Raw genomic sequence first — 25,853 nt, 5'->3', positions numbered from 1 at the left:
TAGCACTATTTCTTATAGAGTGCTAAAACTATTTTATCATCCCCTTTTGAATTGTAAAGGAGATTAATTATGTGAAGTCGTGTGCTGATTATGGGAAGTGTTTTCTCAAAAGGAGATTTGGTGTTTGTAGTTAGTTGGGACGAATAGAGGTTAGATAGTAAAAAAGTGTCGCATTAAAAGATGCAATTTTATAGTATAATAGCTGAGATTCGGATTGAAAAAATAGGAAGAAATGGGGTTTATACATGAAGAAAATCAGAGTAGATTTTTCTAAAAAAATGGTGAAACTGGGCACAATTGTATTTGTGTTACTAATGCTTGGATCTGTTGTGTCCGGATGGTTAGGATATGTCAAATTACACGCTGCTGTTGGAACGATAAAATACGTTGGCCAACTGGAAATGACACGTGATAAAGAGGCTGAGGATTTTGATGATAATGCAACAGTATTTGAGGTGGTTTATCGACGTAAAGATTCTAAAATGATTGTGAATTATTCCAAGGAGGAGTATGAAAATTTAGCGAAAGATACGATTCAAGCTTATCAATATCAAAGTAAAGATGGGACGAATTTATTCTTTGCAGAAAAGAATCCTAGTTTAGAGAAGGTACAAGCAACTTATAGAGAAAAAATGGCTGAAAAAACGATGGCTATTTTTAACCTGTGTTCTTCTTTGACTATTTTGGCTGTTTCGGTGTTGATTATGATTGTCTTTGGGCACATGTTTAGTACTTATGAGAAGTCGTGGTTTTTATCTATCATGGTATTGGCGACTATTTTTGCGGTTGCTTTTCCGGAAAAAAGTGCGAATGGAGTCAATGGAATTATCATCATGTGGCTATATCTCATGGATACCTTTCTCAATATTTTGTGTGAATTATTGATTTCTAAGCAAAATAAATATAATTTCATGATTTCAGTTGCGGTTGAGTTGGTAGAAATTGCCATTAATTTGGTTTTAATGTATCGTTTTGCGTCGATGGTGGTGACTTTATTGTTCTGGATACCGATTGATATCATCAGCTTTATCAACTGGTCAAAACATGAGGATTCAGAAGAGAAAGATTTAACCATTGTTCGTCGTTTAACGGGCTGGCAAGAGGTGCTTGTGTTAACCGGAATTGTTGTGTTTACTGTAGTGGTAGGATACTTTATCAGTGGATTGGATATTCGAACAGATTTTGTGAATCGTTCTATGGCGACATGGATTGCATACCTAGACGCTTGTGCAACGGCGGTTGGGATAGCGAATGGTTTGTTTATTTTATTCCGTTTTCGTGAACAATGGGTGGCTTGGTATATTAGTGCTATTTTAGAAGCCTCGATGAATATCATGTTGGGACAGTATGTGTTATTGGTTTTAAAATTAGGATATTTAACCAATACAACGTATGGTTATATCAAATGGACAAAGTACATTAAGTCGCATAAAGAGGAAAAGCTCACCATTTTCTAACCAAGACTTGTCATTGCGTGAATGAGGCGAAAAGATTAAAATTAGGATGAACAAAATCAGTATAGGAGGATTTTATGGCGATTTTAGCAGGTGATTTTAAAACGGGATTAACCGTATTAGTAGATAATGATCCATGGGTGGTTTTAGATTTCCAACACGTGAAACCGGGTAAAGGAGCCGCTATTTTAAAAACTAAGATGAAGAATCTTAAGACGGGCTCGACACAAGAAAGAAACTTTAACGCTTCCACCAAGTTTGAAGCGGCGATGATTGAAAAGAAGGATGTTCAATATTCATATAATGATGGTTCTATTTATTATTTCATGGATCAAGAGAGTTATGAAATGTATGAATTAGATGGAAATCATGTTGGAGATAGTAAGAACTTCTTAGTGGAGGGTATGGAAGTCACCTTGATGTTTTTTGATGGTAACGTATTATCCATTGATTTACCAGATAAGGTAACGTTAACGGTTGTAGAAACAACTCCAGCCATCAAGGGGGCTCCTTCAACCCAATCAAAGGATGCCACTTTGGATACAGGTATTACCATTCGTGTTCCGCAATTCATTGAGCAAGGTGAAAAGATTCTTGTGTCAACGTCTGATGGTAAATATGCCAGTCGCGCCTAGAATTGTCTTAATTACAGGAGCCGCTAAAGGGATTGGTAAAGCCATTGCCATAGAATTGGCTAAAAATCAATATGCGATCGTCCTCAATTATCATCATTCTAAAAAAGAAGCATTCTCTTTGAAAGAAGAGATTCAACGGGAGTATTCAGTTCCTTGCATGGCGATTCAAGCTGATGTTTCCAAAGAACAAGAAGTGGATAGGATGGTCAAACAAGTTGAAAAAGAGTTGGGTTATGTTGATATTTTGATTAATAATGCGGCGATTGATTTATCAAACTTATTTCATTTAAAAACAGCAAAGGAATTCCGAAGAACTTTAGATGTCAATGTAGTTGGTGCTTATAATTGTGCCAATCGGGTATATCCGCACATGATTGAAAAAGAGTTTGGTAAGATTGTGAATATTGTCTCTACGAATGGAATCAATAGTTATTATCCAATGAGTTTTGATTATGATGCCTCTAAAGCAGCTTTAATTTCATTGACTCATAACTTAGCTTGGCAATGTTCTCCTTACGTGAATGTGAATGCGATAGCACCGGGGTTTATTGGAACAGAAAGTGAACTAGATGGTTACGATGCGGATTTCTTGAAAGAGGAATGTGAAAAAATTCTAGTTCAACGCTATGGTGAACCGAAAGAAGTGGCAGCTTTGGTCCGTTTCTTAATTAGTGATGAAGCTAGTTATATCAATAATTCCATCATCCGTATTGATGGTGGACAAAGAGGTAGTTGTTAGAAAATGATCTGTTAGACTTGAACAGGTCATTTTTTGATGATCAAAATACATTTATAGCTGATTTTGAAGAAAGAGAGGATAACGATATCAAATTGTTTAATTTTAATGATAGAGCTTCTTAATTTGAAAAAAAGTGAATATACATTATAATGAACCAACGGACTAATTAGAATAAAGTCACGATAGGAGAATATATGAATCGTAAAAAGTTGAAAAAAATAACTCTCGCTACCCTTGCTACCTTATCTACTGGTCAAGTGATTGCACAAGTAACCCCTGTATTAGCTGAACAAACGAAAGACAAGTTGAATCAGGCTTCTAGTGAATATGAAAAAGCAGTTCAAGAAACAATTGGCGCTCAAAATGCCGTTAATCTTGCTAAGAATACCTATGATCAAGCAACGAAATTGGAAAAAATAAAGAAAGAAGCATTAGAAGCGGCTAAAAAAGATAAGGTGAGTGCTGAACATGATTTTTCTATGGCCGATAAAGCAAATCAAGAGGCTCATAGTGGAGAAGCTAGGAAGAAAGCTGATGCTGAACTGGAATTAGCTACTGATGAGGCTAATCATGCCCAAGATGAGTTGAATACTAAAAAAGAACGTTTAAATAAAGCGCAAAAAGACTATGATGATAAAAAGTCGACAACTGATAAAACAGTTTCCGAGTATAAAAAAGCCAAGACGGAAACAGCTACTAAAGTAAAAGAAAAAGCAAAATTAGAGAAAGAAGTTGCAGCTTCAAAAGCGAAATGGGATCAAGCAACTAAGAATAAACAAACAAAAACCGGTGAGCTAAATACTTCTAAAACGGAATTAGATGAGATGGAGGATAGCCATTTTAAATCTAAGGCCGCAAAAGAATTAGAAGAAATTAAGAATCATGTGAAAACGCTCAGGAAAAAAATTCATGAAAAAGAAGAACAAGTTAAGCAACTTAAAGAAAAGTTAGAGGTGGCTGAAGATGAATTTGGAACAAAAGAAGCGACTGAAACAGAAAAGAAAGAAGATTTAAAGGACGCCAAAAACGTATTGGATCGTGCTAAAGAGCAACAAAAGAAGTTACAAGAAGCTAAAAATAAAGCACAAGCTGATTTAAAGAAAGCGGCCAACGATATCAATCAACATAATAAAGAAGTGGATGCTGCTAAACAAGAAGTTCAAAAAGCAGAAGAAGAGCTTAAAAATCTAAATGTGGATAAAATGATTGCCGAATTGAAAAACGCTTTAGATAGAGCTAAGTCTCAGCTAGATGTGGCAATAGCTAACGTAGCTAAGGGAATGGTTGGATTCTATGAAACCAATAAATCCACTAAGGCACTTGAATTAATAGAAAAGTATAAGAGCGTTTTTAGAACTATCGAGAATAACTCATTATTGTCATTGGATAATGCGATTGATGGAGTTAAGGGAATTATTGAAATGAACAAGTTGCGTACGACTGATAGCAACTTTAAAGGCTTAAAAAAATTGATGATCCATGACGATATTATGGCTGTTGCACAAATTCAAGGGGCTAAGTCGAAGGAAATTGTGGAAAAAGATGAACATGCGTCGGCTCATTCTCACTTAATTAAAGGTGTTGGTGAAAATGTAGCACAAGGCTATGGCAAAGGAAAGGCTTTAAAAGCATTATATGAAGAAGAAAAGTTTGTTTATGACAATAATGAACTGGAAGATGATCAGTATATCGCTAAATTTGAACAAAAGTTTGGATACAAACCACTTACACGTGAAGATGGACATTATTTGAATATTGTTTCTGAAAAATATACGACGGTTGGTTCTGTTGATGGTATTAAAACGGCTAATCAGTATGGCACGTTGATGAACCAAGTATTTGGTATGAAAAATGAGCCTAATTATGGGCATGAAGGCATTGAAGATACTAGGTATTTAGAAAAATTAGTTAAGTATAAAGCTGAAGTGGAAGCAAAAAAGGAAGAAGCACAAAAGGCTTACAATAAAGCTAAGAAATCTTATGATGAAGCGGTGACTAATCAGGGTGCAACTCAATTGAAGAAAGCACAAGAGAAGGTGGCTAAAGCTAAAGAAAAGGTTGCCAAATTAGAAGCTAAGACAGCTGAATTAGATAAAGCGGTTAAAGCGGCTAATGAAGCATTAGGAAAGGCGATTGAACCTTTAGTTAAAGCCACTAAGGAAGTCCAAGAAAAAGAAAAAATGGTATCGGATCTTGAAACCGGCTTAAAACAAGCAGAAGCAGAAACACAAAAAGCTAAATTGGTTCGAGATGTGGCTGAACAAGAAGTTCAAAAGGCTACTAAGGAATTAGAGGATGCTAAGAAATCTTCTGATATTCTTAAAAATAGAGAAACGGATTTAACGAATAAGTTGCAAAATTATGAGGTTGAGCTACAAAAAACAAAAGAAAAAGTAAAAACCTTAACACAAGAAGTAGCTCAACTGGAAGAAGCTGAGAAGCGGGTTTGGAAAGAGTACGATGAATTAGTCCAAAAACAAACTAAGGTCAATCATGATTTTGAAGTTCTCAAGAAAAACGAGGAAGCTAAGAAGCAGGAATATTTATCAGCTAAAAAATCGTCTGATGAATCTTATAAGGTATTCATAGATGCTAAGAGTAAGTTAGAAGAAGCTAAGAAAGATTTGAAAGCTAAACAAGATAAATTAGAAGAAGCTAAAAAGGCGGTGGATCGTTTTGATACGGTGAAGACAGAGGCCACTTTGACCAAGGCAAAAGAAAATTAAAGCAATCCAGCGCAGCGTTAATGATAGCCCAAGAGAATCATGTCAAAGCAATACAGGCTTTAGAATTGGCTAAAAAAGAGTTAGAAAAGAAAGAAGCTAAATTAAATGAATTAGCCATGAAACGAGATAAATTACGCCATCAATATCATTTGGCGTTGAAAGCTCATAAGGATTATTTGGAAAAAAATAAAGAGAAAGTAAAACAGAAAAAAGCTGCTGATACTGCGTCTAAAGATGAAGCCTCTTTTGAAAAGTCTTCTACTAAGAAAACAGTTTCTAAGGTGGCGAAAATGAAGAAAAATGACTCTGCTTCTAAGAGCAAGGATAAGATTGAAAATGATACCACATCTAAAGTAGAAGAAGAGAAACAAGAGAAGACTCAAAAAGAAAATCAAGCAGAAAGTACAGATACCAGCAAGAAAGAAAAAGGGGCAACTAATAAAAAAATGAAAAAGGAAGAAACAGAAGAAAAGAAGAATTCTGTTATGCCTCTTGCTATTGGATTTATTAGTACGGCTTCAATTATCGGTATTGGTCTCTATATTTATAAAAGAAGAAATGATTAAGTGATTGGGTTAGCGTAAAAGCTAACCTTTTTTAGTGGGGGAATTTATAATACTGAATGGGTTGATAACTAAATAAAAAAACCAAGTTGAAATAGGTCAGCTTGGTCGTTATTCAGTACAATATTTTGGAAAAGTGGATTCTATTCGTATCGCCAGTTCATTTCCCAAGAAGTATGACTATCTTTATATACACGAGTGACTCTTGGTGTGATCAAAGAGATGATTTCATAAGAAATGGTGTTGGTTTCTAAAGCCATTTGGTTAAGAGAAATATGGGATCCAAAGATTTCAACGGTATCTTCAAGGGAAATTTTCTGCTCTAATTTCACCATACATTGATCCATACAAATGCGTCCGACGATTGTTCCGTATTGACCATTTACATATACTTTTCTTCCTTGATTGATGCGAAGTAGACCATCTGCATATCCGATGGGTAAGGTGGCGATGATTTCTTCTTCTTGAGCCCTGTAAGTGGCTCCATAACCGATGGTTTCACCAGGATGAACGACTTTGATCATGATGGGCTTGGTGTATAGAGAAAGAGCTTCTTGTAGACCGGTATGGTGTGTACTATAACCATAAAGAGCGATCCCAAGGCGTACCATGTTGGTAAAGTTATCTTGAAAATACAAAGAGGCATCGGAATTATCGGCGTGAATATATGAAAATGAATGATTCAAATAAGTGACGATTTTTTTGAAATCTTTAAATTGGCGAGCGGTATTTTTTTCGTCTTGGTCTGATTGGTAATAATGTGTGAAAATTCCTTCAACTTGCGCATTCTGGTCTAGCAGATGAGATAGGGCTTTTTTAGCTTCATCGGCATTATCGAAACCAATGCGATTCATACCGGTATCAATTTTAAGATGAATGCTTAAACCGGTTAAATCATGTTGTGTGAATTTTTCGATCCATTCTTCAGAATAAGCGGTGACAGTAATATGATTTTGAATAAGAGTTTCTAAATCTTCTATATTAGTACCGCCTAGAACTAACAGTTTGCCCTGGAAGCCATGTTTACGAAGAACAAGAGCTTCATCAACGGAAGAAACCCCTATAAAATGGATACCGATCATTTCCAGTTGTTTACTTAATTGTATATCTCCACAACCGTAAGCATTTGCTTTTAAAATAGCCATCACTTCTTTTTGTTGAAAAGATTGAACTTGTTGAACATTATGTTTGATTTTTTCTAAATCAATTTCAAACCAGGTTTGACGATGCATGTTTTCCTCCTTAGAACAATACAGAATAGTAATAGGCTTCATAAATAGCGCTTACTCGAATTAAAAGACCAATTAAAGCATTTAGATTGGCTGTTAGAGAATAAACTTCTATGCGAATAAATTGAGAGAAGAAAATAGCGTTTGTTAAAAGGTTAATAGCGTTCTGCCCAAATAGAATGAGTGCATCACCTACAATAATAGCTACAAAAGCTAAACAAGCCCCTAGAATGGAGAATTTTTTAGTAACGCCTCGACCTACTTTTTTTAATAATAGGGAAATCGTATAAGCAATCACGATGTAAAAGATATCTAAACGGAAAGTAAACCACCTTGATACAAGATAAAACAAATATCCCATTAAAATAGAAGCGGGTAGACCAATGAGGATAGAAAGCAAAAAGCGCTTGTTTTCATTGTGGGTATTTAAGTTATAGATACGCATAGATACCTCCAAATGTACGATATACAAATATATAGTAACACATCTTTGCTGACTAAAAAAAGAAGGTGAAAGATAAATGAATGGTATTGAAATAAAGTGTTTTTTATCATGACAAATGAATCTTTTGATTGAAATTCATGTCTGAAATTTTTCAAAAAAACCATAAAAAAATGTTGACGGATAGATAGGGGGCATGTTAGTATAACTAAGCAGCAAATAACTGTGGAGGTTTAGCTCAGTTGGGAGAGCATCTGCCTTACAAGCAGAGGGTCAGCGGTTCGAGCCCGTTAACCTCCACCATTTTTTTCTAAATGCCGACTTGGCTCAATTGGCAGAGCAATTGATTTGTAATCAATAGGTTGTAGGTTCGATTCCTATAGTCGGCACCATGTTGGAGGCGTAGCGAAGTGGCTAAACGCGGCAGACTGTAAATCTGCTCCCTCTGGGTTCGGTGGTTCGAAACCACCCGCCTCCACCATTTATATTTGTTGTGTTCATCGCAATGAATTCGGATTGGGGCATAGCCAAGCGGTAAGGCAAGGGACTTTGACTCCCTCATGCGTGAGTTCGAATCTCGCTGCCCCAGCCTTTATTTTGTGTCTGACTCGGTAGCTCAGACGGTAGAGCAACTGACTTTTAATCAGTGGGTCGAGGGTTCGAGTCCCTTCCGAGTCACCTCTTATGCGCGTGTAGTTCAATGGTAGAACGGCAGCCTTCCAAGCTGCATACGTGAGTTCGATTCTCATCACGCGCTCTTAGTAAGGAGCCTTCAGGTTTCTTTTTTTGTTGTATGTGAAAATAGAACTGGTGTTTTAAATGACACAAAAAAAAGCAAGTTTTTTAAGACTTGCCTCTCTTATTTTTTATTTTTAGGTATTCTTCTTTGATTTTACTGAAAGTTTGATCGCTTAAATCATGTTCAATCTTATGAGCATCGTGATAAGCAATGTCCGGATCAACCCCAAGTTGTTTAAAATAATCGGTCAACACTGTATTGCGTTCATGGATCTTTTTGGCAATGGCTAGGCCTGTTTCTAACAATTCTAAAGTTCCATCTTGATTCATCTGAATATAGCCATTTTCTCGCAATTTTTTCATGGCAATAGAAACGCTTGCTTTGGAATAACCGGTTTCTTCCGCTACATCAATAGAATGACAGAGACCTTTTCGTTCTTTGATAACTAAAATAGCCAATAAATAATCTTCACCTGATTCGTAAATAGACATTTGAACTCCTTTCTGATTATCATACTTGATTTTTTGGGTTTGAGGAAGAACGATGCTTCGTAAGTTCCTTTTTATATAGTATTATTATAACAGTTATGAAGAAAATTTTAATGTATAGTTCAAATGAACAAAACATAAGTGTTGTTAGAGAGATCATGCAACAAGAAAAAACAGATTTTATACTAATCGGTGATGAACAGTTGAAGTTAACAGTGCAACTTGCTTTTCTTTTAGATAAAGATCAAACAGGTGATCATAGGAAAATGTCGGGGGAATACTTGTTGATGGATGGAATCACAAAAGAAGAATGGTATACTCTGTTTGAAAATATCAAAAGAAGGATAAAGAATTTTGATGTTATTGTCATCATTAGAACGAGTCATAATCAACATTGGAATCTTCTGGAAGTATTTAGTAAAGCGATTCGAGAGAAGGAATTGATGGCGATGGTTATGGAATTGGAATCTATCTTATCTAGGGCAAATCAATTGGACTTAAACTCTTTAGAAAAATCACAAAGGGAAGAAATTAAACATGCCCTGATGAGTTCATATCTATTGTTATCACAAGGAAAATTCGAAAAAGAGCAAGTGAAAGAACATCTGATTTTATTGAAAGAGATATTGAAGGGAAAATAATGAAAAAAATTTGTATTGTAGGAGGAGCTAATATTGATATTTGTGGTTCCAGTTTAGAACCACTTCGTCAATACGATTCTAATCCCGGTGAAATTAGTTTAAGTTTTGGTGGAGTAGGGCGTAATATTGCTCAAATTTGTGCTTTGTTAGGTGAAAATGTACAGTTTGTGACTTGTTTTGCGTCTGATCCATACGCAAAAATGCTGAAAGAAGATTGCCGAAAATTGGGTATTGATATTTCCAAAAGTTCTGAAACTGAAGAGTATCCAAGCTCTATTTATATGGCTATCTTAGATCAAAATCGCGATATGAAAATTGCCATGAGCGATATGCGTATTTTAAGAGCAATGGATACTGCTTTGTTGGATCGAGCGTTAGAAGATTTAGATGAAGGAGATGCTTTGATTTTAGACGCTAACTTGGATTTAAAAAGTATTGAGTATTTAACGAAACAGGCTAAATCATTTTTAGTAGCCGATCCGGTTTCGGTTCAAAAATCCAAGCGTTTGGTTTCGGTGCTTCCTCACTTAAATGTGTTTAAACCAAATCAATATGAGGCTGAAGCATTGACAAATATTTTTGTAAAAGATAAAGAAACAGCTAGACAATGTCTTTCTTGGTTTTTAAATCAAGGAGTTCAAGAGATTATTGTGTCATTGGCCGATCAAGGTGTTATACTTGGAAGTTCAGAAGGCATGTTCTGGTACCGTCATCGTCCGATTCGTCTGTCTAATGCAACAGGTGGTGGCGATTCTTTGTTAGGAGCGTATGTTTCTGAGCGAATTCGAGGGATTAGTCCTCGTAAGGCCATTCGATTTGGTCTTAGTGCAGCGGTTGTTAGTATTGAACAAGATGCTGTACGACGTCGCAGCTTAGAAAGCGCCAAGGTGCGTGAATGGATGGAAAGTATGAAAATACAGGAGGAAAAATTATGAAAGTAAGAACAAGTCAAGAAGTGGCGAAAGCTATTGCAGAGGGAAAGCCGGTCATTGCGTTAGAATCCACCATCATTTCTCATGGTATGCCTTACCCACAAAATGTAAAAACTGCATTGGAGGTTGAACAAATCATTCGTGATCAGGGCTGTATTCCAGCAACGGTTGGTATCATTGAAGGAGAACCGGTGGTGGGGATGTCTCGGGCAGAAATTGAAGAATTTGGGAAACGTGGTTTATCCATTACGAAAGTGTCCCGTCGTGATATTCCTACTATTGTTGCGAAGAAGGAATGGGGAGCTTCTACGGTTGCGACAACCATGATTTTTGCGGCTATGGCAGGTGTTGAATTCTTTGTGACGGGTGGTATCGGTGGTGTTCACCGTGGTGCTGAGCTAACCTTTGACATTAGTGCTGATTTAGAGGAGTTAGGTAATACAAATGTAACTGTTATTTGTGCAGGTGCGAAGGCTATCTTAGATTTACCGAAGACATTGGAAGTGTTAGAAACAAAGGGTGTTCCTGTGTTTGGCTATCAAACAGAAGAGTTACCTGCTTTCTATACCAGAACATCCGGTCTAAAAGTTGATTATTCTTTGAAGGATGCCAGTGAAGCGGCAGCTATGATTCATGCCAAGAGAGAGTTAGGTTTAAATGGTGGTGTATTAATTACTAATCCAATTCCGGAAGAATACAGCATGGATCCAAAAGTGATTCATGGCGTAATTGATCAAGCTATTGCTGAAATGGATGAAAAAGGTATTCATGGTAAAGAAGCCACTCCTTTCTTATTAGCAAAAGTGGCTGAATTAACAGGTGGTGAATCGTTGAATTCCAATATTCAATTGGTATTTAATAATGCAAGGGTAGGCTGTGATATTGCTAAGGAGTACTATAAATAATGAATGAAACCGAACTTTCTGAAGTATTGACCAAAGAAAAATTGATTTCCGGTTTACAAATGTTGGGGATTACCGGTAGCCAAATTTTAGAGGTGCATACCAAAATGTCAGCTTTTAATTATGTAGTGGGCGGAGCGAAAACCATTGTGGATGGTCTTTTAGAGTTGTGTCAAAACGGGGGAACGATTTTAATGCCAACGCAAGTAGCGGATAATAGTGAGCCTAGTGATTGGCAATATCCTCCTATTTCACCAGAACTTTGGAAAACGGTGCGTCAAGAAATTCCCGCCTTCGATCCGGAAAGTTCGGATACTCACTATATGGGTTCTGTGGTCTTAAATTTTCAGCATCGAGAAGGTGTAGTCAGTTCGAAACATCCGAGTTTTTCTTATGCGGCTTGGGGTAGGTATGCTAAATTACTGGTGAACGGTCAATCTTTGCATTTTCCATTGAGTGAAGAAAGTCCAGCCGCTCGCTTATATGAATTAAAGGGATATATTTTATTGATGGGAGTAGACTTGTCCAGTTGTACCGCACTGCATTTAGCAGAATATCGCTCAGATTGTCGCCCAATTCAAATTCAAGGAGCTATGGTAGACACAAAAGAAGGTTCTAAATGGAAAGAATATTTAGATCTTCAACTAGATAGCGATGATTTTGTAAAAGTCGAGCAGATTTTAAGAAAAAAAGAGCTTCTTAGAGAAACCACGATTTGTGGCTGCAAAGTGATGCTCTTTTCCGCTACAGCGGCTATTGATGAAGCTACTCGGTATTTAGAAAATTCAAGTGTGTTTGATTTGTATCGTTAAAACCAACGGTGTTCTTGAATAGCTTTCTCATAAAGAGAAACGATCAAGGATGCCTTTTTTTCATCCTCTTTAGTGAAGCGATTTTTAATGGGAGCATCTATATCAAGCATGCCGATACAGTTATTCTCTTTCAGAATGGGAATACAAAGTTCACTTCGTGATGCACTATCACAAGCAATGTGATCTTGAATGCTTAAAACATCGGGAATGTTCAGTAATCTTTTTTCACGATAACATCTTCCACAAATGCCTTTTTCAAATGGGATATGGGTACAAGCTATTTTTCCCTGGAATGGTCCTAAAACCAGTTCATTATTTTTTACAAAATAAAACCCGATCCAATTTATATTAGGAAATAATTGATTCATAAAAGCCGTCAGATTACTTGTAGCGGCTATGAAATCTGTCTCTTCTAAAAGAGATCGTGTTTGTTGCTCTAGAATTGTCATATCCATAGTTTACTCTAAAAAGTCATATTTCGACAATTTTGGTGGTTTGGAGTAGAATAAAAAACGAAAAAAGGAAGGAGACTAGATGAATCCAAAAGTTAAAGATACAGTCTATGTCCAATCTTTTAAACATGATGGTTCGCTACATAGAACCTGGTGTAAGGCTTTTGTTTTAGAAGCAGATGAAGAAAAAATAGTGGCTGTTACAGATCGTGCATGGGTAATTGAATCAGATGGGCGTAAATGGGTTACCAGAGAACCGGCGGTCTGTTTCTTTTATAAGAAGAGATGGTTTAATGTGATATCTATGATTCGTCATAGTGGCATTTATTATTATTGTAACTTAGCTTCTCCCAGTTTATATGATGGAGAGGCTATCAAGAATGTGGATTATGATTTAGATGTTAAATTATTTCCCGATCGAAGCTATGTGATTTTAGATGAAGATGAATATCGAGATCATGGAGAAGAATATGTCTATTCAGATGACTTAAAGGAAGTGGTTGAAAGATCTATGGAGAATTTAATCGAGATGATGGAAAAGGAAGAAGATCCTTTCCGGAAAGAGTGTATTAATAAGTATTACCAGATGTATTTGGATTTAAAAGATAGATTTTGAACTTGATCAATTAGTTGAATCATTAATATCTATACTTAAAGTGCTTCATTTCTGTTGACTCAAGAATAGGGTTGGTCGGATTGTATTCAGAAGTAAAAATGGTCCAATGTTCTTTGAAGAAGGGATTGGTAGAAAGTAAATAGGATAGATTGATAATGATGTCAAAGTAAGTATTTGTGCTACATGGTTAACTCATAAATGATTAAAATTACTTAATAGGTGGGATACTTTTGATGAGAGAGAAAAAAATACAAAATAAACATTTACCAATTATGGGGATAGGTCCGTTATATGTTGTGGTTATTATCATTTTGACCGTTGTCGGAATCGCTCTTTCTATTATGAATAGGATTCCTTTTATAGGTATACCAAAATTAGAAATTCTATTTAGAATATTGGGTATTATTAGCATCTTGCTTGGTGTGATCCTGTATTTGAAAGCGGTGTTTTTTGATAAAATTGACACTTATGTTAAGAAAAATCAACTCATCATAACAGGGGTTTATGCGTATGTCCGTAATCCAATCTATAGTGCATTCATGTTTGTTTGTACAGGAATTTTATGTATTTATGCTAATCTTATACTGCTTTTTTTACCATTTGTGTATTGGGCTTTTATGACGATGTTGATGAAATATACAGAAGAAAAATGGTTATATGATTTATATGGTGAAGAGTATATCCATTATTGCCAAAGAGTAAACAGATGTATCCCTTGGAAAAAGTGACATCAGTAAGAAATATGGTAGAGTGTTGAAGATACTTGATATATTCCATTTATGGCAAGAATTTATGTCTCAAAGAAATTTCTTTATTCTGATAAATAGTATTTCAACGGATGATCTTGAAATAAATATGACAGCTTTTTTCGTGTCATAAGTGTTTGTGGATCATTTACGATGTATTGAAGAGATCATTTAATGATTATTTAAAAATGAGGCTTATGCATTATAATGGAAATAGGAACTTGAAGAAAAAATGTGCAAAGAGTGTTATGCAATAGACAATAGAAAAACTCCGTTATTACATCCTCTCGATTGTTTGAATCACCATACACAATACATTTGTGGAACATGTGGGCGTTGTATTTGTATTGAAAAGGAATCTAGTAGAGGACTTCAAAGATGGAATTTTCCGTTTAAATCCTTAGAGATAGCGAAGTTGTATTTAAGAACGGCTGATTATACAAATCAAAAAGCTTGTGGTATTTATGAGTTGAGAAATGAAAAAGGACATCTTTTTTATAAAATATTTGTAGATGATGAAGAACTAAAGCTCTACTTAAACAAGAATAAGAAGAAAAATTGTGAGAAAATGAAACCGGTTTTTATAGTGGAAGAATATAAAGAGTATGCGAATACGCAAGTGAGAAAATTGACTTTTGCTGAAGTGCAAAAGTATATGTCAAAGAGGTAAGCTAAGGTAAATAAGTGGTAGGCAGGAGAAGTGTTTTGCGTTTATGAAAAAAAGAGGCATTCTTATTTTATATGTTGTATTTATGGTACTTGTCATTTTACCTGTTATAGTTGGTCTTTGGACATGGAATGAGGATATTTTGAGGATGATCATTAAAAAAGAGGCATTTTTATTTTTCCAAATTTTTACTTATCTTCTCATATCGTTCATTGTGATTTGGTATGGTTATTTTATATATGTAACATCAGCGAGTTTGTGGTTTTATTTAACTTACAAACATACTGGAGCTAAATGTTATTATTTTTCTGGAGATAAACTTTACATTCATTCGAGATTTTCTCCTATTCCAATTGAAAAAATAGAAAATATCACAATTAAAAAGTATAGGCAAGCAGACAGCAGTTATGGGTTTAAAGTATTGGTCAAGTTAAAGGGTAAGAGGTTGAGGCAACAGTTTCGCCTTGGAATTGCAGGATTTATTCGAACGGATCTTCAAAAATTACATGACGATCTCATAAAAGATTTTAGGAAAAGAAAAATAGAGTATAAATATAGGTGAATGGATGATTGGATATGAGAACATATTTTCCTGATTGAAAAAGTAAGGATTAGATGACTATATTGATAGAAGAAGTGTATATGTTGTGAATGATAATGGATAGATAATCTAGCGGCATGCAAAACCAAAATGGTAGAGCTGGCTGCTTTTTATGTTTGATAATAAATCGTTTTTCGATTTTCCAACTACTTCCATTCAAATAAAAGAGTCTTATAAAAAGGGGAGTTGCTTATTCCAGAATTGTTGATGGAAAGTAACATATATGGTAATATACCAGTGGTATATACCGCCGGTATATACTTGTAGAGGTATTCCATGAAAATATCAGAAACACAACAAAAAATATTAAAAGTTGGCAAACGAGAGTTTTTGAAAAAAGGGTTTAAGGATGCATCCCTTAGAAAAATTGTAGCAGAAGCTGGATTTACAAAGGGTGCTTTTTATGGATATTATCCGGATAAAGCTGCTTTATTTGAAGCACTTGTTTCCGATGTGGCAGATCACTTAATAGAACAATTCAAAGTTGCGCAGGATGCACATTTTGATTTGATCCCTGAAAATAAAACGAATGAAAGTAGGGAATTATCTACGCAATATCTTCTTCATTTTGTGAATTATATTTACGATCATTTTGAAGAATTTAAACTGATCATTTGTTGTTCTGAAGGTACAAAATACGCGGATTATATTCATGAGTTGGTTGAATTGGATGTATCTCGTACAGAGAAATACTATGATCTCCTTAGAAAGCAAGGGAAAATGACAGGAAGTGTTAGCCATGAGCTTCATCATATGATTACCAGTGCCTATTTCACAGCCGCATTTGAAACGGTGGTTCATGATATGACAAGGGAACAGGCGATTGAATATGTGGAAGAACTAGCCATTTTCTTTAATTCTGGATGGTCTGGACTTTTAAGGCTTATATAGGCCTTAAAAATTTTAATATTTAAGTTAGTTAAGACTAACGCTTTTATTGAGAAAGGATGTTGTTCATTATGAAAGAGCATGAAACTGTTTTGTTAACAAGAGATTATATTTCCATAGGTGTTTTTTCACTTATTTATTTTGTGGTGGCTTTTGTGATAGGCGGTTTGGCGCAAATGACACCTATTACTTTTCCGTTTATGCCAATGATAGTTGCTTTATTCGCAGGTAGTATTTTTATGTTATATATCGCTAAAATACCGAAACGAGGGTCACTTTCCATACTTGGTATACTGGCTGGTCTTTTGTTGTTGATAACCGGTATGTTTTGGATGATGTCTTTGTTTTTTGTCATTTTTGGATTTATAGCAGATTTTATTTGCTCAACAGGAAATTTCAAATCATTTAGAAAGAATTTATTTGCCTATTGTGTATTTGCGATATCTCCAATGGGGGCTTATATTCCTATGGTTATATTGCCGGTACAGTTTGATGAATTTATGCGTAGAAAAGGGGACGTTTCTTCTTTTGCAGGAATTATTCATGTTATCAGAGCCAATTGGTGGATTATCCCTTTAATGATTTTAGGGACGGTGATTTGTGCCATTATTGGAGGATTTATTGGCAAAAAAATGTTGAGAAAACATTTTGAAAAAGTGGGGATTGTCTAGATGGTTTTAGATCCCAGAACAAAATTACTGATTTTATCCATAACCAGTATTTCTGTTTTTCTGAATGAAAGCATTGTCATAGAATGCCTATTTATAATCATTCCTGTATGGTTGCTTTTACAGGCAAAAGAGTTTCGAATGGCTATAAAACAGGGAATTTTCTTTATGGTGTTATTGATATTACAACTGTTTGTGGTATCGAAATTACCCGTTACCATCGCCGGCATCTTCTATATGTTTGATGTCTATATGAGAAAATTGATTCCTTGTTTTATGCTGGGATCATTTTTAATACATACGACAAAAGTAAGTACTTTTCTGGTGGCGTTTAGTCGATTGCGTTTTTCTAAAGGTTTTACAATTGCACTTTCTGTGACATTGCGTTACTTCCCGACGATGTCTGAAGAATGGAACTATATTAAAGAGGCTATGATTCTTCGTGGGATAAATGCTTCTTTGATAGGATTTCTGAGACATCCGATCAGAATCATGGAATATGTGTATGTACCAATGTTGGTATCTGCATCTAAAATTTCAGATGAAATCACTCAGGCTGCAATCACAAGGGGCATTGATCACGTAGGAAAACGTAGTTGTATAGAGAAGGTTTGTTTTTCAGTCTGGGATGCGTTGATTGTAATGATATATATAGGAATTATTGGTGTGATGTTGTTTAACTTTTTACGAGGGGGTGTGTTTCCTTGATTGAATTGATAAAACTCTCTTTTTCTTACAAGGATTTGGAAAAAGAATCTTTACGGGAATTACACTTAAATATTTCAAAAGGACAATGTGTTCTTTTGTGTGGTGTATCTGGATGTGGAAAAACGACACTAACAAGGTTAGTGAATGGATTGATTCCCCATTTTTTTGAAGGAAGAATTTCAGGCAAAGTAACAGTGAAAGGCATGAATGTTGCTGAGACTGAAATTTCAACTCTTTCCGATAGCGTCGGTACGGTTTTTCAAAATCCACGAACACAGTTTTTTAATACAGATACAGATAGTGAAATTGTTTTCGGATTGGAAAACAGAACACTTGAATCTGAAAAATTAAAACAACACTTGGAAAGGGTGATTAAAGAGTTGCATATCGAAAAATTAAGAGGTCGCAATATTTTTGAACTTTCCGGTGGAGAAAAACAAAAAATCGCTTTTGCATCTGTATATGCTACTAATCCTGATATTTTTGTATTGGATGAGCCTTCTTCCAATCTGGATTTTTATGCTGTGCTTGAACTGAAAAAACTGATAGAAAAAATAAAGCGACAAGGAAAAACGGTGATCATTGCCGAACATCGCTTGTGGTATTTAATGGATATTGTAGATAGAGTCATATTCATGCAAGATGGTCAAATTGTTCAGGATATGAGCGTACAGGATTTTTGTAAACTGCCTATTAAACAGATTCAAAGTAAGGGACTTAGGTGTCGAAAATTTTCTGAAATAGAAACAAATAGTAAGGTTAAAAATATTTCCGAACGTATTTTAGAGTTGAAAAACATTCAAGTCAAATATGGAAATCATATCATTTTGCAAAATATTTCTTTCACTGTAAATGGTGGAGAAATCATCGCAATTACCGGTGCCAATGGAGCAGGGAAAACAACATTAGCGCGTACTATATGTGGTCTACTCAAACAACAATCAGGAAATATATGTATCAATGGCCAAAAATTAAGTGCAAAAGAACGGATTAAAAAATCTTACATGGTTATGCAGGATGTCGGTCATCAACTTTTTACGGATAGTGTAGAAACTGAATGTACACTTGGAACTAAAGTCTCAAATGAGAGTGATATTGATGAAACGTTATCAATGTTATCTCTGTCTGAATTGAAAGGCAGGCATCCCTTGTCACTTTCAGGAGGGCAGAAACAAAGACTAGCAGTGGCCATCAGTTTGCTTTGCAATAAAGAAATTCTTATTTTTGATGAACCGACTAGTGGTCTTGATTTAAAAAGTATGCAAGAAGTAGGAACTATGATAGGGCATCTTTCTGAACAGGGGAAAATTCTACTTGTTATTACGCATGATATTGAATTTATAAAAACAATATGTTCTAGAGTTTTGCTGTTGTCAGGTGGAAACATAGTGGCTGATTTGAAGAATAAGGAACATATCGAAAAGGATATTTTAACAGGAGGGTATCAGAATGAATCATAAAAAAACAGTGCATCGTTTATTTTAATTTGCTGAGTCTTGTAAAAGTTTGCTTGGCGGTTTAGTTGTTTTTGCTATTCTTGGTGCAGGGGTTGGAATCGATCATACTGATGACGATTATGACAATCATAGCTTTTTTCATTGGAATGATTTGTTATATGGGAATGATAAAAGATGATGAGAAGCGTTATGCTGGATTTATTAAAGCCATTAAAGCTATGGTTGCCACTACTGTTGAATATATAGGAGGAATAGAAGTAGTTAAAATTTTTAATTAAAGTAGTGATTCTTGTCGTAAATACAGAATAAATATAAATCAAATATAAAAAATAAGGAGGATTTTATAATGGATGTTCGTGATAAATTATTGACGGAAAATCCTTGGAAGTTAATGATTAGTCTTAGTTTACCCGCTATTTTAGGTCAACTGATAGTGGGTTTATATGCCTTTGTTGATTCCATTTATGTTGGACAGATGGTAGGGACTAATGCGATGAGTGCAGTTTCCGCGGCATCACCGTTTGTACTGATTAATAATGCAATTGCCGTTTTGTTAGGAATAGGATCAGGATCTGTACTTTCTAGAGCTATCGGGAAAAAAGATCAAGAGACCATTGATAAGATTATGGGAAATCTTACTTTCTTGGTGATTATTTTATCATCGGTAGTGATGGTTATCGGTATGATAGTTGCTCCTGAATTTTTGCGTTTATCCGGTGCTGATGGAGAGGTATTAAAGATGGGGGTTTCTTATTTAAGAACTGTCTATCTTGGCTCCATATTCGTAAATTTTATGCAGGGTGCCAATATGATCATTCGAGCAGAGGGACGTATGAAAATCGCAATGGGAATCATGGCGGCCGGTGCTATCCTAAATATTATATTGGATCCTGTATTTATTCGGTTTATGCCATCTCGAGGACCACAGGCTGTTGCAATAGCAACTGTGATTTCGCAAATGATTCAGGCTTTAGTAACCTTACTATACTTCTTGAAAAAAAGTCCGGTGATCCGTTTTCATGGATTAAAACTGGCCAAAGATTTATTGCCTGAAATTTTCTCTGTGGGAATGAGTGCTATGCTGATGCAAATTATGATGCTGGTTCAAATGACAGTTGTCTATAATACAGCTGTGCATTTTGGCGGAGGAAGCCAGATAGCTCTTATGGGAGCCGCTCAAAGAGTGATGCAGTTGGCATTTGTTCCGATATGGGGTATGAGTCAAGGGTTGCAGCCTGCTGTTGGAACAAATTTCGGAGCTAAAGAGTATATACGAGTTAAAAAGCTGATGAATGTATTTATGATAGGTTCTACTTGTCTTGCCGGACTTTTCTTTACGATCATCGAATTTTTTCCGGTACAAATATTATCTGCCTTCATCACTGATTCATCCACTGTGAGTTCGGGTTTAACCAATTTTCGACTTATGTACTGTATATTTCCTACCTATGGAGTGCTTATCATGACAGTCACCTATTTTCAAGCCATTGGAAAAGCAAAACAAGCCGGAATATTAGTGATATTAAGGCAACTGGTACTTGTCGTTCCTTTAGTACTGATATTGCCTCGCTTATTGAAAGGAAATGTTCTTGGAGTATGGTTAGCATTGCCTTTGAATGACATTGTTATTATTTTAATTGCTATTATGTTGCTGATAAGAGAATATAAGCATCTTATTCAGCTTACAACGGAATAAAAAATCAGAAGCAGCGATTTGTTGGTTTGAGTCATGGTGCTCTTGTTACCTCTATCGTTTGATGTTCTGACTTATGCGTCTTTCTATCAAAAAAATAGGGAAAATATAGGTGATTTTTGGAAAAGTGATAGAGAAAAAGCTTTATATAACGATGGTATTTAGCAAAATAAGATAACGAATAGATGCCTATTTTTAGGGTGTCAGGAAGATGGTATGAAGTAATCATCTGATTCTTATTTGTGTTGTGAATAGAAGATGCTATAATTTCCTTGTTCGTTTTCATTGAAATTGAAATAAGTATCAAAACAAAAATAAAGAATGGTTAAAGAGTGATTGATGGGGAGGTCATATTATGACAAAAGAAGAAAGAGCGGAAAAATGGTTTCGTCATATACCAGGTTCAGAAAATATTAGTATGGAAAAGAAAATGGAAGTATGTAAGAGAGTGGCTTTGAAAATAATGATTGTATTTCTGGTGATATTTTTGTTGGAGTTTGTTTCGTTATTGATGATTGGAGATGGAGCTTTTTTAAATTGGCTATCAAATCTGCTAAATAAGATTAATGCAGGAACACGCACTTATATAGTAACTGCTTTAGTCGGTATTTTATCTGTTTCTCCTTTTACGATTCTTCCTTTCATGGTAATTGTTCCGTTGAAGAATCAATGGATAAAAGCTGAAGTAAACAAGCTTATGAATGAAAATAGATAATAGAAATTCAGTATCATGTATTGGATTTGAATGAAAGAAAAATGACTGACTGTCTAAAACAGTCGGTTTTTTATGAGGTAGAGATTTTTAGGTCGGTAAAAAATAGTATAAATATTTTTTCATTTCATAAACATTTCATAAAACCAAGATAGAATAACTAGGCATAAGAAAAAGTAGTTATGCAATCAAGTGGTAGAAAGGAGAGAACATAAAGGTGGTAAAAAATGCTATAGCTTATGTTTCTAGAAAAAAGAATAGAACATTGATTGTTTTTATTATTTTAACAGTAGTTCTTTCGTGTTTATATGCGTGTTTATGTATCACGAAATCAAGCGACAATTTAGAAAAATCTTTATACAAGTCTTCTAATTCGTCTGTGTCTATAACTAAAAAATCAGCTAATGGATATTTTGATATGAATCAATTTAAAAATATTCAAGGCATAAAAGAAATTCAGGAAATTGTTCCTCAATATGTCGGGTTGGCAAAACCAACTAAAGCAAAAGTGGTTGAAAGTGAACAAAAAATCAAACGAGAAGATTTATCTAAAGACTTAAAAAATGTTGTATCAATAGAAGCTACAAATAATACAAAAAGAAATGTTTTATTCAGCAGTGGAGTCTTCACGATTAAAGAAGGCAGAAGTATTGAGAAAAATGATCGAGATAAGATTCTGGTACATGAGGAATTTGCCAAGAAAAATAATTTGAAATTAAAAGATAAGATTGATTTGGAATTTGTTGAAATGAGTCAAAACAAATCCATTAAAAAAACCCATACATTTGAAATTATTGGTATTTTTTCAGGAAAAAAGCAGGAAAAATACACAGGTCTGTCATCTGATTTTAGTGAAAATACAATGTTTGTAGATTATGAATCCAGTCAAAAAGCACTAGGTGTAAAGGAAAACAACAAAATTGTTAATAAGCTTACGCTATTTACAGATAGTCCAAAGAGTATGGATGAAGTCATCAAGAAGGTTAAAGATATCGGTGTTGATTGGTCAAAGTATGTGGTTGCTAAAGATAACAATGCATTCAAAGAAGCTTTAGAATCTTTAGGAGGCATTAAGCATATTATTCAGATTATGACTTATGCCATTATGGTGGGAGGCATTATCGTTCTTTCCTTAATATTGATTTTATGGTTGAGAGAAAGAATATATGAAATTGGAATCCTCTTATCTATCGGAGTTAATAAAATGAAGATTGTCACCCAGTTTATATTGGAGTTGATTTTCATATCAATACCGGCTACAGTAGCCTCTTTGTTATTTGGTAATTTGGTGTTAAATCAAATTGTTGGTGGGTTTATCAGTTCTGATAATACAGGAACACTGGCTAATAATCTGCTGAATAGTGGAAGCGGTATAGATAACTTTATTACTTTTATACAAAGTTATGGTATCTTAATCGTTATTATTGCGGGATCTGTCATTATTGCGTCTGCCATGATTTTAATCAAAAAACCAAAAGAAATATTATCAAGAATAAGTTAGGAGAACACATATGGATGTATTAGAAATTAAGAATGTATCATATAGCTATGAAAATTCCAGAGAGAAAATCTTATCACAAGTCAACCAAAGTTTTGAACGAGGAAAATTTTATGCCATTATCGGTAAGTCTGGTGCCGGTAAGTCAACGCTTCTTTCTTTGTTAGCCGGGTTGGATACACCAAGTAATGGTCAGATTTTATTTGAAAGTGAAGATATAGAGGAAAAAGGATATAGTCATCATAGAAAAAACAACATTTCCTTAGTGTTTCAAAATTATAATCTGATTGATTATTTATCTCCATTGGAGAATATTCGATTGGTGAACAGTCAAGCACCTGAAACGATATTATTTGAATTGGGATTGGACAAAAGCCAAATAAAACGAAATGTGATGAAACTTTCTGGTGGTCAGCAGCAAAGAGTGGCGATTGCCAGAGCCCTTGTTTCAGAAGCTCCTATTATTTTGGCGGATGAACCTACGGGAAATTTAGATAGTGGTACAGCAGGCGAAATCATAGAAGTATTAAAAAGATTAGCTAAAGAAAGAAATAAGTGTGTCATAGTGGTGACTCATAGTCCGGAAGTAGCTGCTGCAGCCGATACGACATTAGAGCTGAGTGGCAAAAAATTGAGAAAAGTGAATAAGAGTAGTTAGGAGGATTATCAATGATCAAAAATGCTTTTGCGTATGTGACAAGAAAAAGTCTAAAATCATTAATCATATTATTAATTATTCTATCTATGTCAGCCCTTAGTTTGATCAGTTTATCAATTAAGGATGCTACTAATAGAGCTTCAGAGGAGACTTTTGGTAATATAACGAATAGCTTTTCTATGGAAATCAATAGACGAGCAAATCAGGGTACTCCTAGAGGAGGGGGTAATGTAAAAGGGCAAGATATCAAAAAAATATCAGATTCAAAAGATATTGACCATTATGTAAAAAGAATCAACAGTGTTGCTGATTTAGTTGGATATGATATCATTCATACCCAAGAAACCCTTGAAAATCAATCTCCAGAAAGAGCGAAAAATTTTAAAAGAACTGTTATGTTGACAGGAGTCAATGATTCTTCAAAAGAAACTAAATTTGTATCAGGAGCCTATAAATTAGTAGAAGGCAAACATTTGACAAACAACGATAAAAATAAAATCTTGATGCATAAAGATTTGGCTAAAAAGAATAAGTTGAAAGTTGGAGATAAAATTAAAGTTAAGTCTAATTTGTTTGATGCAGATAATGAAAAAGGCGCTGATGAAACAGTAGAAGTAGAAATTAAAGGTCTTTTTGATGGGCACAATAACGGTGGTGTCAGTGCAGCCCAAGAGCTTTATGAAAATACTTTAATCACAGACGTTCATACAGCCGCAAAGGTGTATGGTAATACAGAAGAAACAGCTGTGTACCAAGACGCTACTTTCTTTGTAAAAGGAAATAAAAATTTAGATCAAGTCATCAAAGATCTTGGAAAATTAGATATCAATTGGCAACAATACAATTTGGTTAAGAGTTCATCGAACTTCCCTGCCTTGCAACAATCTATATCGGGTATTTATTCTATTGCTAATAAGTTGTTTGCTGGATCATTGATCTTCGCAGGCGTAGTTGTTTCGCTCTTGTTATTCTTATGGATGAATGCGAGAAAGAAAGAAATTGCGGTCTTGTTATCGTTAGGAATATCAAAAGTAAGAATTTTTGGGCAGTTTGTTATTGAATTAATGTTTATATCAATACCGGCGTTTATAGGATCTTATTTCTTGGCGGATTATACGGGTAAAATGCTTGGAAATAATATATTAAAGAAAGTAACCGGAGATATTGCAAAACAAATAGCGAAGCAATCCTCTTCTAGTCAACTTGGTGGTGGAGCTGAAGTAGATGGCTTTAATAAAACTCTTACAAGCTTAGATGTTCATATATTACCAAAATCCATGATCTATGTGGTTCTATTTATGGCCTTGGTATTGATTGTTTCATTGATCATATCTTCATCGGGTATTCTAAAGAAAAATCCAAAAGAATTATTAATTGATACAAAATAAAAATTATCGGTGCAATCCTGCACCGATAATTTTATGATATATATGTATTGTATGAACTTTTTTATCTTATGATTGAAAATTGGATCGATAAGAATTATGCTCTACATGGAAAAGGGGGATGACTTATGAAAATACTTGTGGTAGAAGATGATCAAATAATAAGGGATGGAATATGTGAATATTTGTCTGAATTTGGTTATCGCATGATTGAAGCAAAAGATGGAAGAGAAGCTTTATTTCATTTTGAACATCAAGATATTCAGTTAGTCATTTTAGATATTCAAATTCCTTTTATGAATGGTTTGGAAGTTTTGAAGAAAATCAGAGAAAAAAGTGCGTTACCAATTTTAATGTTAACAGCTTTTAGTGATGAAGAATATAAAATTGACGCCTTTACCAGTTTGGCAGATGGATACATTGAAAAACCTTTTTCTTTACCGGTCTTAAAAGCTCGTGTGGATTCTTTGATTAAGAAACATTTTGGGCAAATCGAAAAATTTGAATACAAGAATGTAGAAGTGAATTTCACTAGCTATACAGCCAAATTAAAAAATAAAGACGTTGATATAAACGCCAAAGAATTAGAAATATTGAAATACCTATTGGATAATGAAGGGCACGCTTTAACAAGAACACAAATTATTGATAATGTATGGAAAGATACGGAAGAAATTCCGTATGATCGTGTCATTGATGTGTATATTAAAGAATTAAGGAAAAAATTGGAATTAGATTGTATTGTTACCATTAGAAATGTCGGTTATAAATTGGAGAGAAAATGAAAAATTTAAAAATATTT

28 protein-coding genes and 6 tRNA genes are annotated in these 25,853 nt (G+C 34.7%); 30 read left to right on the top strand and 4 right to left on the bottom strand.

Going from position 1 to position 25,853, the window contains the following annotated elements:
* Window positions 1-245: 245 nt before the first annotated feature.
* The 5 genes from pnuC (at window position 246) to HMPREF9013_RS00995 (ending at window position 6,120) form a co-directional block, all read left to right on the top strand.
* The gene (gene pnuC, locus HMPREF9013_RS01015; protein ID WP_006626507.1) at window positions 246-1,457 is read left to right on the top strand and encodes a nicotinamide riboside transporter PnuC; all 1,212 of its coding nucleotides are present in this window, start codon (window positions 246-248) and stop codon (window positions 1,455-1,457) included.
* Window positions 1,458-1,531: 74 nt separating this feature from the next.
* The gene (gene efp, locus HMPREF9013_RS01010; RefSeq protein ID WP_006626506.1) at window positions 1,532-2,089 is read left to right on the top strand and encodes an elongation factor P; all 558 of its coding nucleotides are present in this window, start codon (window positions 1,532-1,534) and stop codon (window positions 2,087-2,089) included.
* Complete coding sequence (locus tag HMPREF9013_RS01005; protein WP_006626505.1) at window positions 2,073-2,828, top strand: SDR family NAD(P)-dependent oxidoreductase; 756 nt, start codon at window positions 2,073-2,075, stop codon at window positions 2,826-2,828. Before efp ends, HMPREF9013_RS01005 begins: the two co-directional genes overlap by 17 nt.
* Window positions 2,829-3,022: 194 nt before the next feature.
* The gene (locus tag HMPREF9013_RS01000; RefSeq protein ID WP_006626503.1) at window positions 3,023-5,554 is read left to right on the top strand and encodes a hypothetical protein; all 2,532 of its coding nucleotides are present in this window, start codon (window positions 3,023-3,025) and stop codon (window positions 5,552-5,554) included.
* A gap of 20 nt (window positions 5,555-5,574) precedes the next feature.
* Window positions 5,575-6,120, top strand: a complete 546-nt coding sequence (locus tag HMPREF9013_RS00995) for a hypothetical protein (protein ID WP_040333203.1) — start codon at window positions 5,575-5,577, stop codon at window positions 6,118-6,120.
* Between the two features lie 140 nt (window positions 6,121-6,260).
* Here the strand turns inward: HMPREF9013_RS00995 and alr are convergent, their stop codons facing one another.
* Window positions 6,261-7,349 (bottom strand): alanine racemase, encoded by a 1,089-nt coding sequence (alr, locus tag HMPREF9013_RS00990; protein ID WP_006626502.1) that lies wholly within the window; start codon window positions 7,347-7,349, stop codon window positions 6,261-6,263.
* A 10-nt stretch (window positions 7,350-7,359) separates the two neighbouring features.
* Window positions 7,360-7,791 (bottom strand): hypothetical protein, encoded by a 432-nt coding sequence (locus HMPREF9013_RS00985; protein ID WP_006626501.1) that lies wholly within the window; start codon window positions 7,789-7,791, stop codon window positions 7,360-7,362.
* Between the two features lie 224 nt (window positions 7,792-8,015).
* Here HMPREF9013_RS00985 and HMPREF9013_RS00980 point away from each other — a divergent pair.
* The 6 genes from HMPREF9013_RS00980 to HMPREF9013_RS00955 all read left to right on the top strand — a co-directional run bounded on the left by HMPREF9013_RS00980 (window position 8,016) and on the right by HMPREF9013_RS00955 (window position 8,545).
* Window positions 8,016-8,091: transfer RNA gene (locus tag HMPREF9013_RS00980), tRNA-Val, on the top strand.
* A gap of 13 nt (window positions 8,092-8,104) precedes the next feature.
* A tRNA-Thr gene (locus tag HMPREF9013_RS00975) sits at window positions 8,105-8,180 on the top strand.
* A 4-nt stretch (window positions 8,181-8,184) separates the two neighbouring features.
* Window positions 8,185-8,269: transfer RNA gene (locus tag HMPREF9013_RS00970), tRNA-Tyr, on the top strand.
* 36 nt (window positions 8,270-8,305) lie between these two features.
* Window positions 8,306-8,377: transfer RNA gene (locus tag HMPREF9013_RS00965), tRNA-Gln, on the top strand.
* 16 nt (window positions 8,378-8,393) lie between these two features.
* Window positions 8,394-8,466: transfer RNA gene (locus HMPREF9013_RS00960), tRNA-Lys, on the top strand.
* A gap of 8 nt (window positions 8,467-8,474) precedes the next feature.
* Window positions 8,475-8,545, top strand: a tRNA-Gly gene (locus HMPREF9013_RS00955).
* Window positions 8,546-8,631: 86 nt separating this feature from the next.
* On the opposite strand, the gene HMPREF9013_RS00950 is transcribed toward HMPREF9013_RS00955, so the two are convergent.
* Window positions 8,632-9,018 (bottom strand): metal-dependent transcriptional regulator, encoded by a 387-nt coding sequence (locus tag HMPREF9013_RS00950; RefSeq protein ID WP_006626500.1) that lies wholly within the window; start codon window positions 9,016-9,018, stop codon window positions 8,632-8,634.
* A 95-nt stretch (window positions 9,019-9,113) separates the two neighbouring features.
* Here HMPREF9013_RS00950 and HMPREF9013_RS00945 point away from each other — a divergent pair, with 95 nt between their 5' ends.
* Genes HMPREF9013_RS00945 through HMPREF9013_RS00930 form a run of 4 tightly spaced genes read left to right on the top strand, consistent with a single transcriptional unit; the run spans window position 9,114 to window position 12,302 of the window.
* Window positions 9,114-9,656 (top strand): hypothetical protein, encoded by a 543-nt coding sequence (locus HMPREF9013_RS00945; RefSeq protein WP_156780611.1) that lies wholly within the window; start codon window positions 9,114-9,116, stop codon window positions 9,654-9,656.
* Window positions 9,656-10,591 carry a carbohydrate kinase family protein gene (locus tag HMPREF9013_RS00940; RefSeq protein WP_006626498.1) on the top strand — a complete coding sequence of 312 codons (936 nt, stop codon included), beginning with the start codon at window positions 9,656-9,658 and terminating at the stop codon, window positions 10,589-10,591. Before HMPREF9013_RS00945 ends, HMPREF9013_RS00940 begins: the two co-directional genes overlap by 1 nt.
* Window positions 10,588-11,493, top strand: coding sequence for a pseudouridine-5'-phosphate glycosidase (locus HMPREF9013_RS00935; protein ID WP_006626497.1), 906 nt, complete (start codon window positions 10,588-10,590; stop codon window positions 11,491-11,493). The genes HMPREF9013_RS00940 and HMPREF9013_RS00935 overlap by 4 nt, the downstream gene beginning before the upstream one ends.
* Window positions 11,493-12,302 (top strand): aminoglycoside N(3)-acetyltransferase, encoded by an 810-nt coding sequence (locus tag HMPREF9013_RS00930; protein ID WP_006626496.1) that lies wholly within the window; start codon window positions 11,493-11,495, stop codon window positions 12,300-12,302. Before HMPREF9013_RS00935 ends, HMPREF9013_RS00930 begins: the two co-directional genes overlap by 1 nt.
* On the opposite strand, the gene HMPREF9013_RS00925 is transcribed toward HMPREF9013_RS00930, so the two are convergent.
* Window positions 12,299-12,751 carry a GAF domain-containing protein gene (locus HMPREF9013_RS00925; protein WP_232209557.1) on the bottom strand — a complete coding sequence of 151 codons (453 nt, stop codon included), beginning with the start codon at window positions 12,749-12,751 and terminating at the stop codon, window positions 12,299-12,301. The two genes, HMPREF9013_RS00930 and HMPREF9013_RS00925, sit on opposite strands and share 4 nt — an antisense overlap.
* 85 nt (window positions 12,752-12,836) lie before the next feature.
* Here HMPREF9013_RS00925 and HMPREF9013_RS00920 point away from each other — a divergent pair, with 85 nt between their 5' ends.
* The 15 genes from HMPREF9013_RS00920 to HMPREF9013_RS00855 all read left to right on the top strand — a co-directional run bounded on the left by HMPREF9013_RS00920 (window position 12,837) and on the right by HMPREF9013_RS00855 (window position 25,836).
* Complete coding sequence (locus tag HMPREF9013_RS00920) at window positions 12,837-13,370, top strand: DUF402 domain-containing protein (protein ID WP_006626494.1); 534 nt, start codon at window positions 12,837-12,839, stop codon at window positions 13,368-13,370.
* Window positions 13,371-13,603: 233 nt separating this feature from the next.
* On the top strand, window positions 13,604-14,098 hold the full coding sequence (locus HMPREF9013_RS00915) for a methyltransferase family protein (protein WP_006626493.1): 495 nt from the start codon (window positions 13,604-13,606) through the stop codon (window positions 14,096-14,098).
* Window positions 14,099-14,411: 313 nt separating this feature from the next.
* Window positions 14,412-14,786 carry a hypothetical protein gene (locus tag HMPREF9013_RS00910; protein ID WP_420535203.1) on the top strand — a complete coding sequence of 125 codons (375 nt, stop codon included), beginning with the start codon at window positions 14,412-14,414 and terminating at the stop codon, window positions 14,784-14,786.
* A gap of 43 nt (window positions 14,787-14,829) precedes the next feature.
* A complete protein-coding gene (locus HMPREF9013_RS00905) occupies window positions 14,830-15,345 on the top strand; it encodes a hypothetical protein (protein ID WP_006626491.1) in 516 nt (171 codons plus the stop codon).
* A 315-nt stretch (window positions 15,346-15,660) separates the two neighbouring features.
* Entirely contained in the window at window positions 15,661-16,275 is a 615-nt protein-coding gene (locus HMPREF9013_RS00900; protein ID WP_006626490.1) for a TetR/AcrR family transcriptional regulator, read from the top strand.
* 68 nt (window positions 16,276-16,343) lie between these two features.
* A complete protein-coding gene (locus tag HMPREF9013_RS00895) occupies window positions 16,344-16,943 on the top strand; it encodes an MptD family putative ECF transporter S component (RefSeq protein WP_006626489.1) in 600 nt (199 codons plus the stop codon).
* A complete protein-coding gene (locus HMPREF9013_RS00890; RefSeq protein ID WP_006626488.1) occupies window positions 16,944-17,648 on the top strand; it encodes an energy-coupling factor transporter transmembrane component T family protein in 705 nt (234 codons plus the stop codon). It begins immediately after the preceding gene.
* Window positions 17,645-19,108: an ABC transporter ATP-binding protein gene (locus HMPREF9013_RS00885; RefSeq protein ID WP_006626487.1), complete on the top strand. Its 1,464-nt coding sequence runs from the start codon at window positions 17,645-17,647 to the stop codon at window positions 19,106-19,108. The genes HMPREF9013_RS00890 and HMPREF9013_RS00885 overlap by 4 nt, the downstream gene beginning before the upstream one ends.
* A 107-nt stretch (window positions 19,109-19,215) precedes the next feature.
* Window positions 19,216-19,383 carry a hypothetical protein gene (locus HMPREF9013_RS07425; RefSeq protein WP_006626486.1) on the top strand — a complete coding sequence of 56 codons (168 nt, stop codon included), beginning with the start codon at window positions 19,216-19,218 and terminating at the stop codon, window positions 19,381-19,383.
* Window positions 19,384-19,451: 68 nt separating this feature from the next.
* A complete protein-coding gene (locus tag HMPREF9013_RS00880; RefSeq protein ID WP_006626485.1) occupies window positions 19,452-20,801 on the top strand; it encodes an MATE family efflux transporter in 1,350 nt (449 codons plus the stop codon).
* A 352-nt stretch (window positions 20,802-21,153) separates the two neighbouring features.
* On the top strand, window positions 21,154-21,513 hold the full coding sequence (locus HMPREF9013_RS00875) for a DUF4153 domain-containing protein (protein WP_006626483.1): 360 nt from the start codon (window positions 21,154-21,156) through the stop codon (window positions 21,511-21,513).
* Between the two features lie 214 nt (window positions 21,514-21,727).
* Window positions 21,728-23,011: an ABC transporter permease gene (locus HMPREF9013_RS00870; RefSeq protein WP_006626482.1), complete on the top strand. Its 1,284-nt coding sequence runs from the start codon at window positions 21,728-21,730 to the stop codon at window positions 23,009-23,011.
* Window positions 23,012-23,021: 10 nt separating this feature from the next.
* On the top strand, window positions 23,022-23,666 hold the full coding sequence (locus HMPREF9013_RS00865; protein WP_006626481.1) for an ABC transporter ATP-binding protein: 645 nt from the start codon (window positions 23,022-23,024) through the stop codon (window positions 23,664-23,666).
* A gap of 11 nt (window positions 23,667-23,677) precedes the next feature.
* Window positions 23,678-25,054, top strand: coding sequence for an ABC transporter permease (locus HMPREF9013_RS00860; protein WP_006626480.1), 1,377 nt, complete (start codon window positions 23,678-23,680; stop codon window positions 25,052-25,054).
* A 125-nt stretch (window positions 25,055-25,179) separates the two neighbouring features.
* The gene (locus HMPREF9013_RS00855; protein WP_006626479.1) at window positions 25,180-25,836 is read left to right on the top strand and encodes a response regulator transcription factor; all 657 of its coding nucleotides are present in this window, start codon (window positions 25,180-25,182) and stop codon (window positions 25,834-25,836) included.
* Window positions 25,837-25,853 lie beyond the last annotated feature (17 nt).

It is taken from the genome of Bulleidia extructa W1219, from assembly GCF_000177375.1.
GTDB classification, from domain to species: domain Bacteria; phylum Bacillota_I; class Bacilli_A; order Erysipelotrichales; family Erysipelotrichaceae; genus Bulleidia; species Bulleidia extructa.
This window is presented reverse-complemented; position numbering and strand designations above follow the sequence as displayed.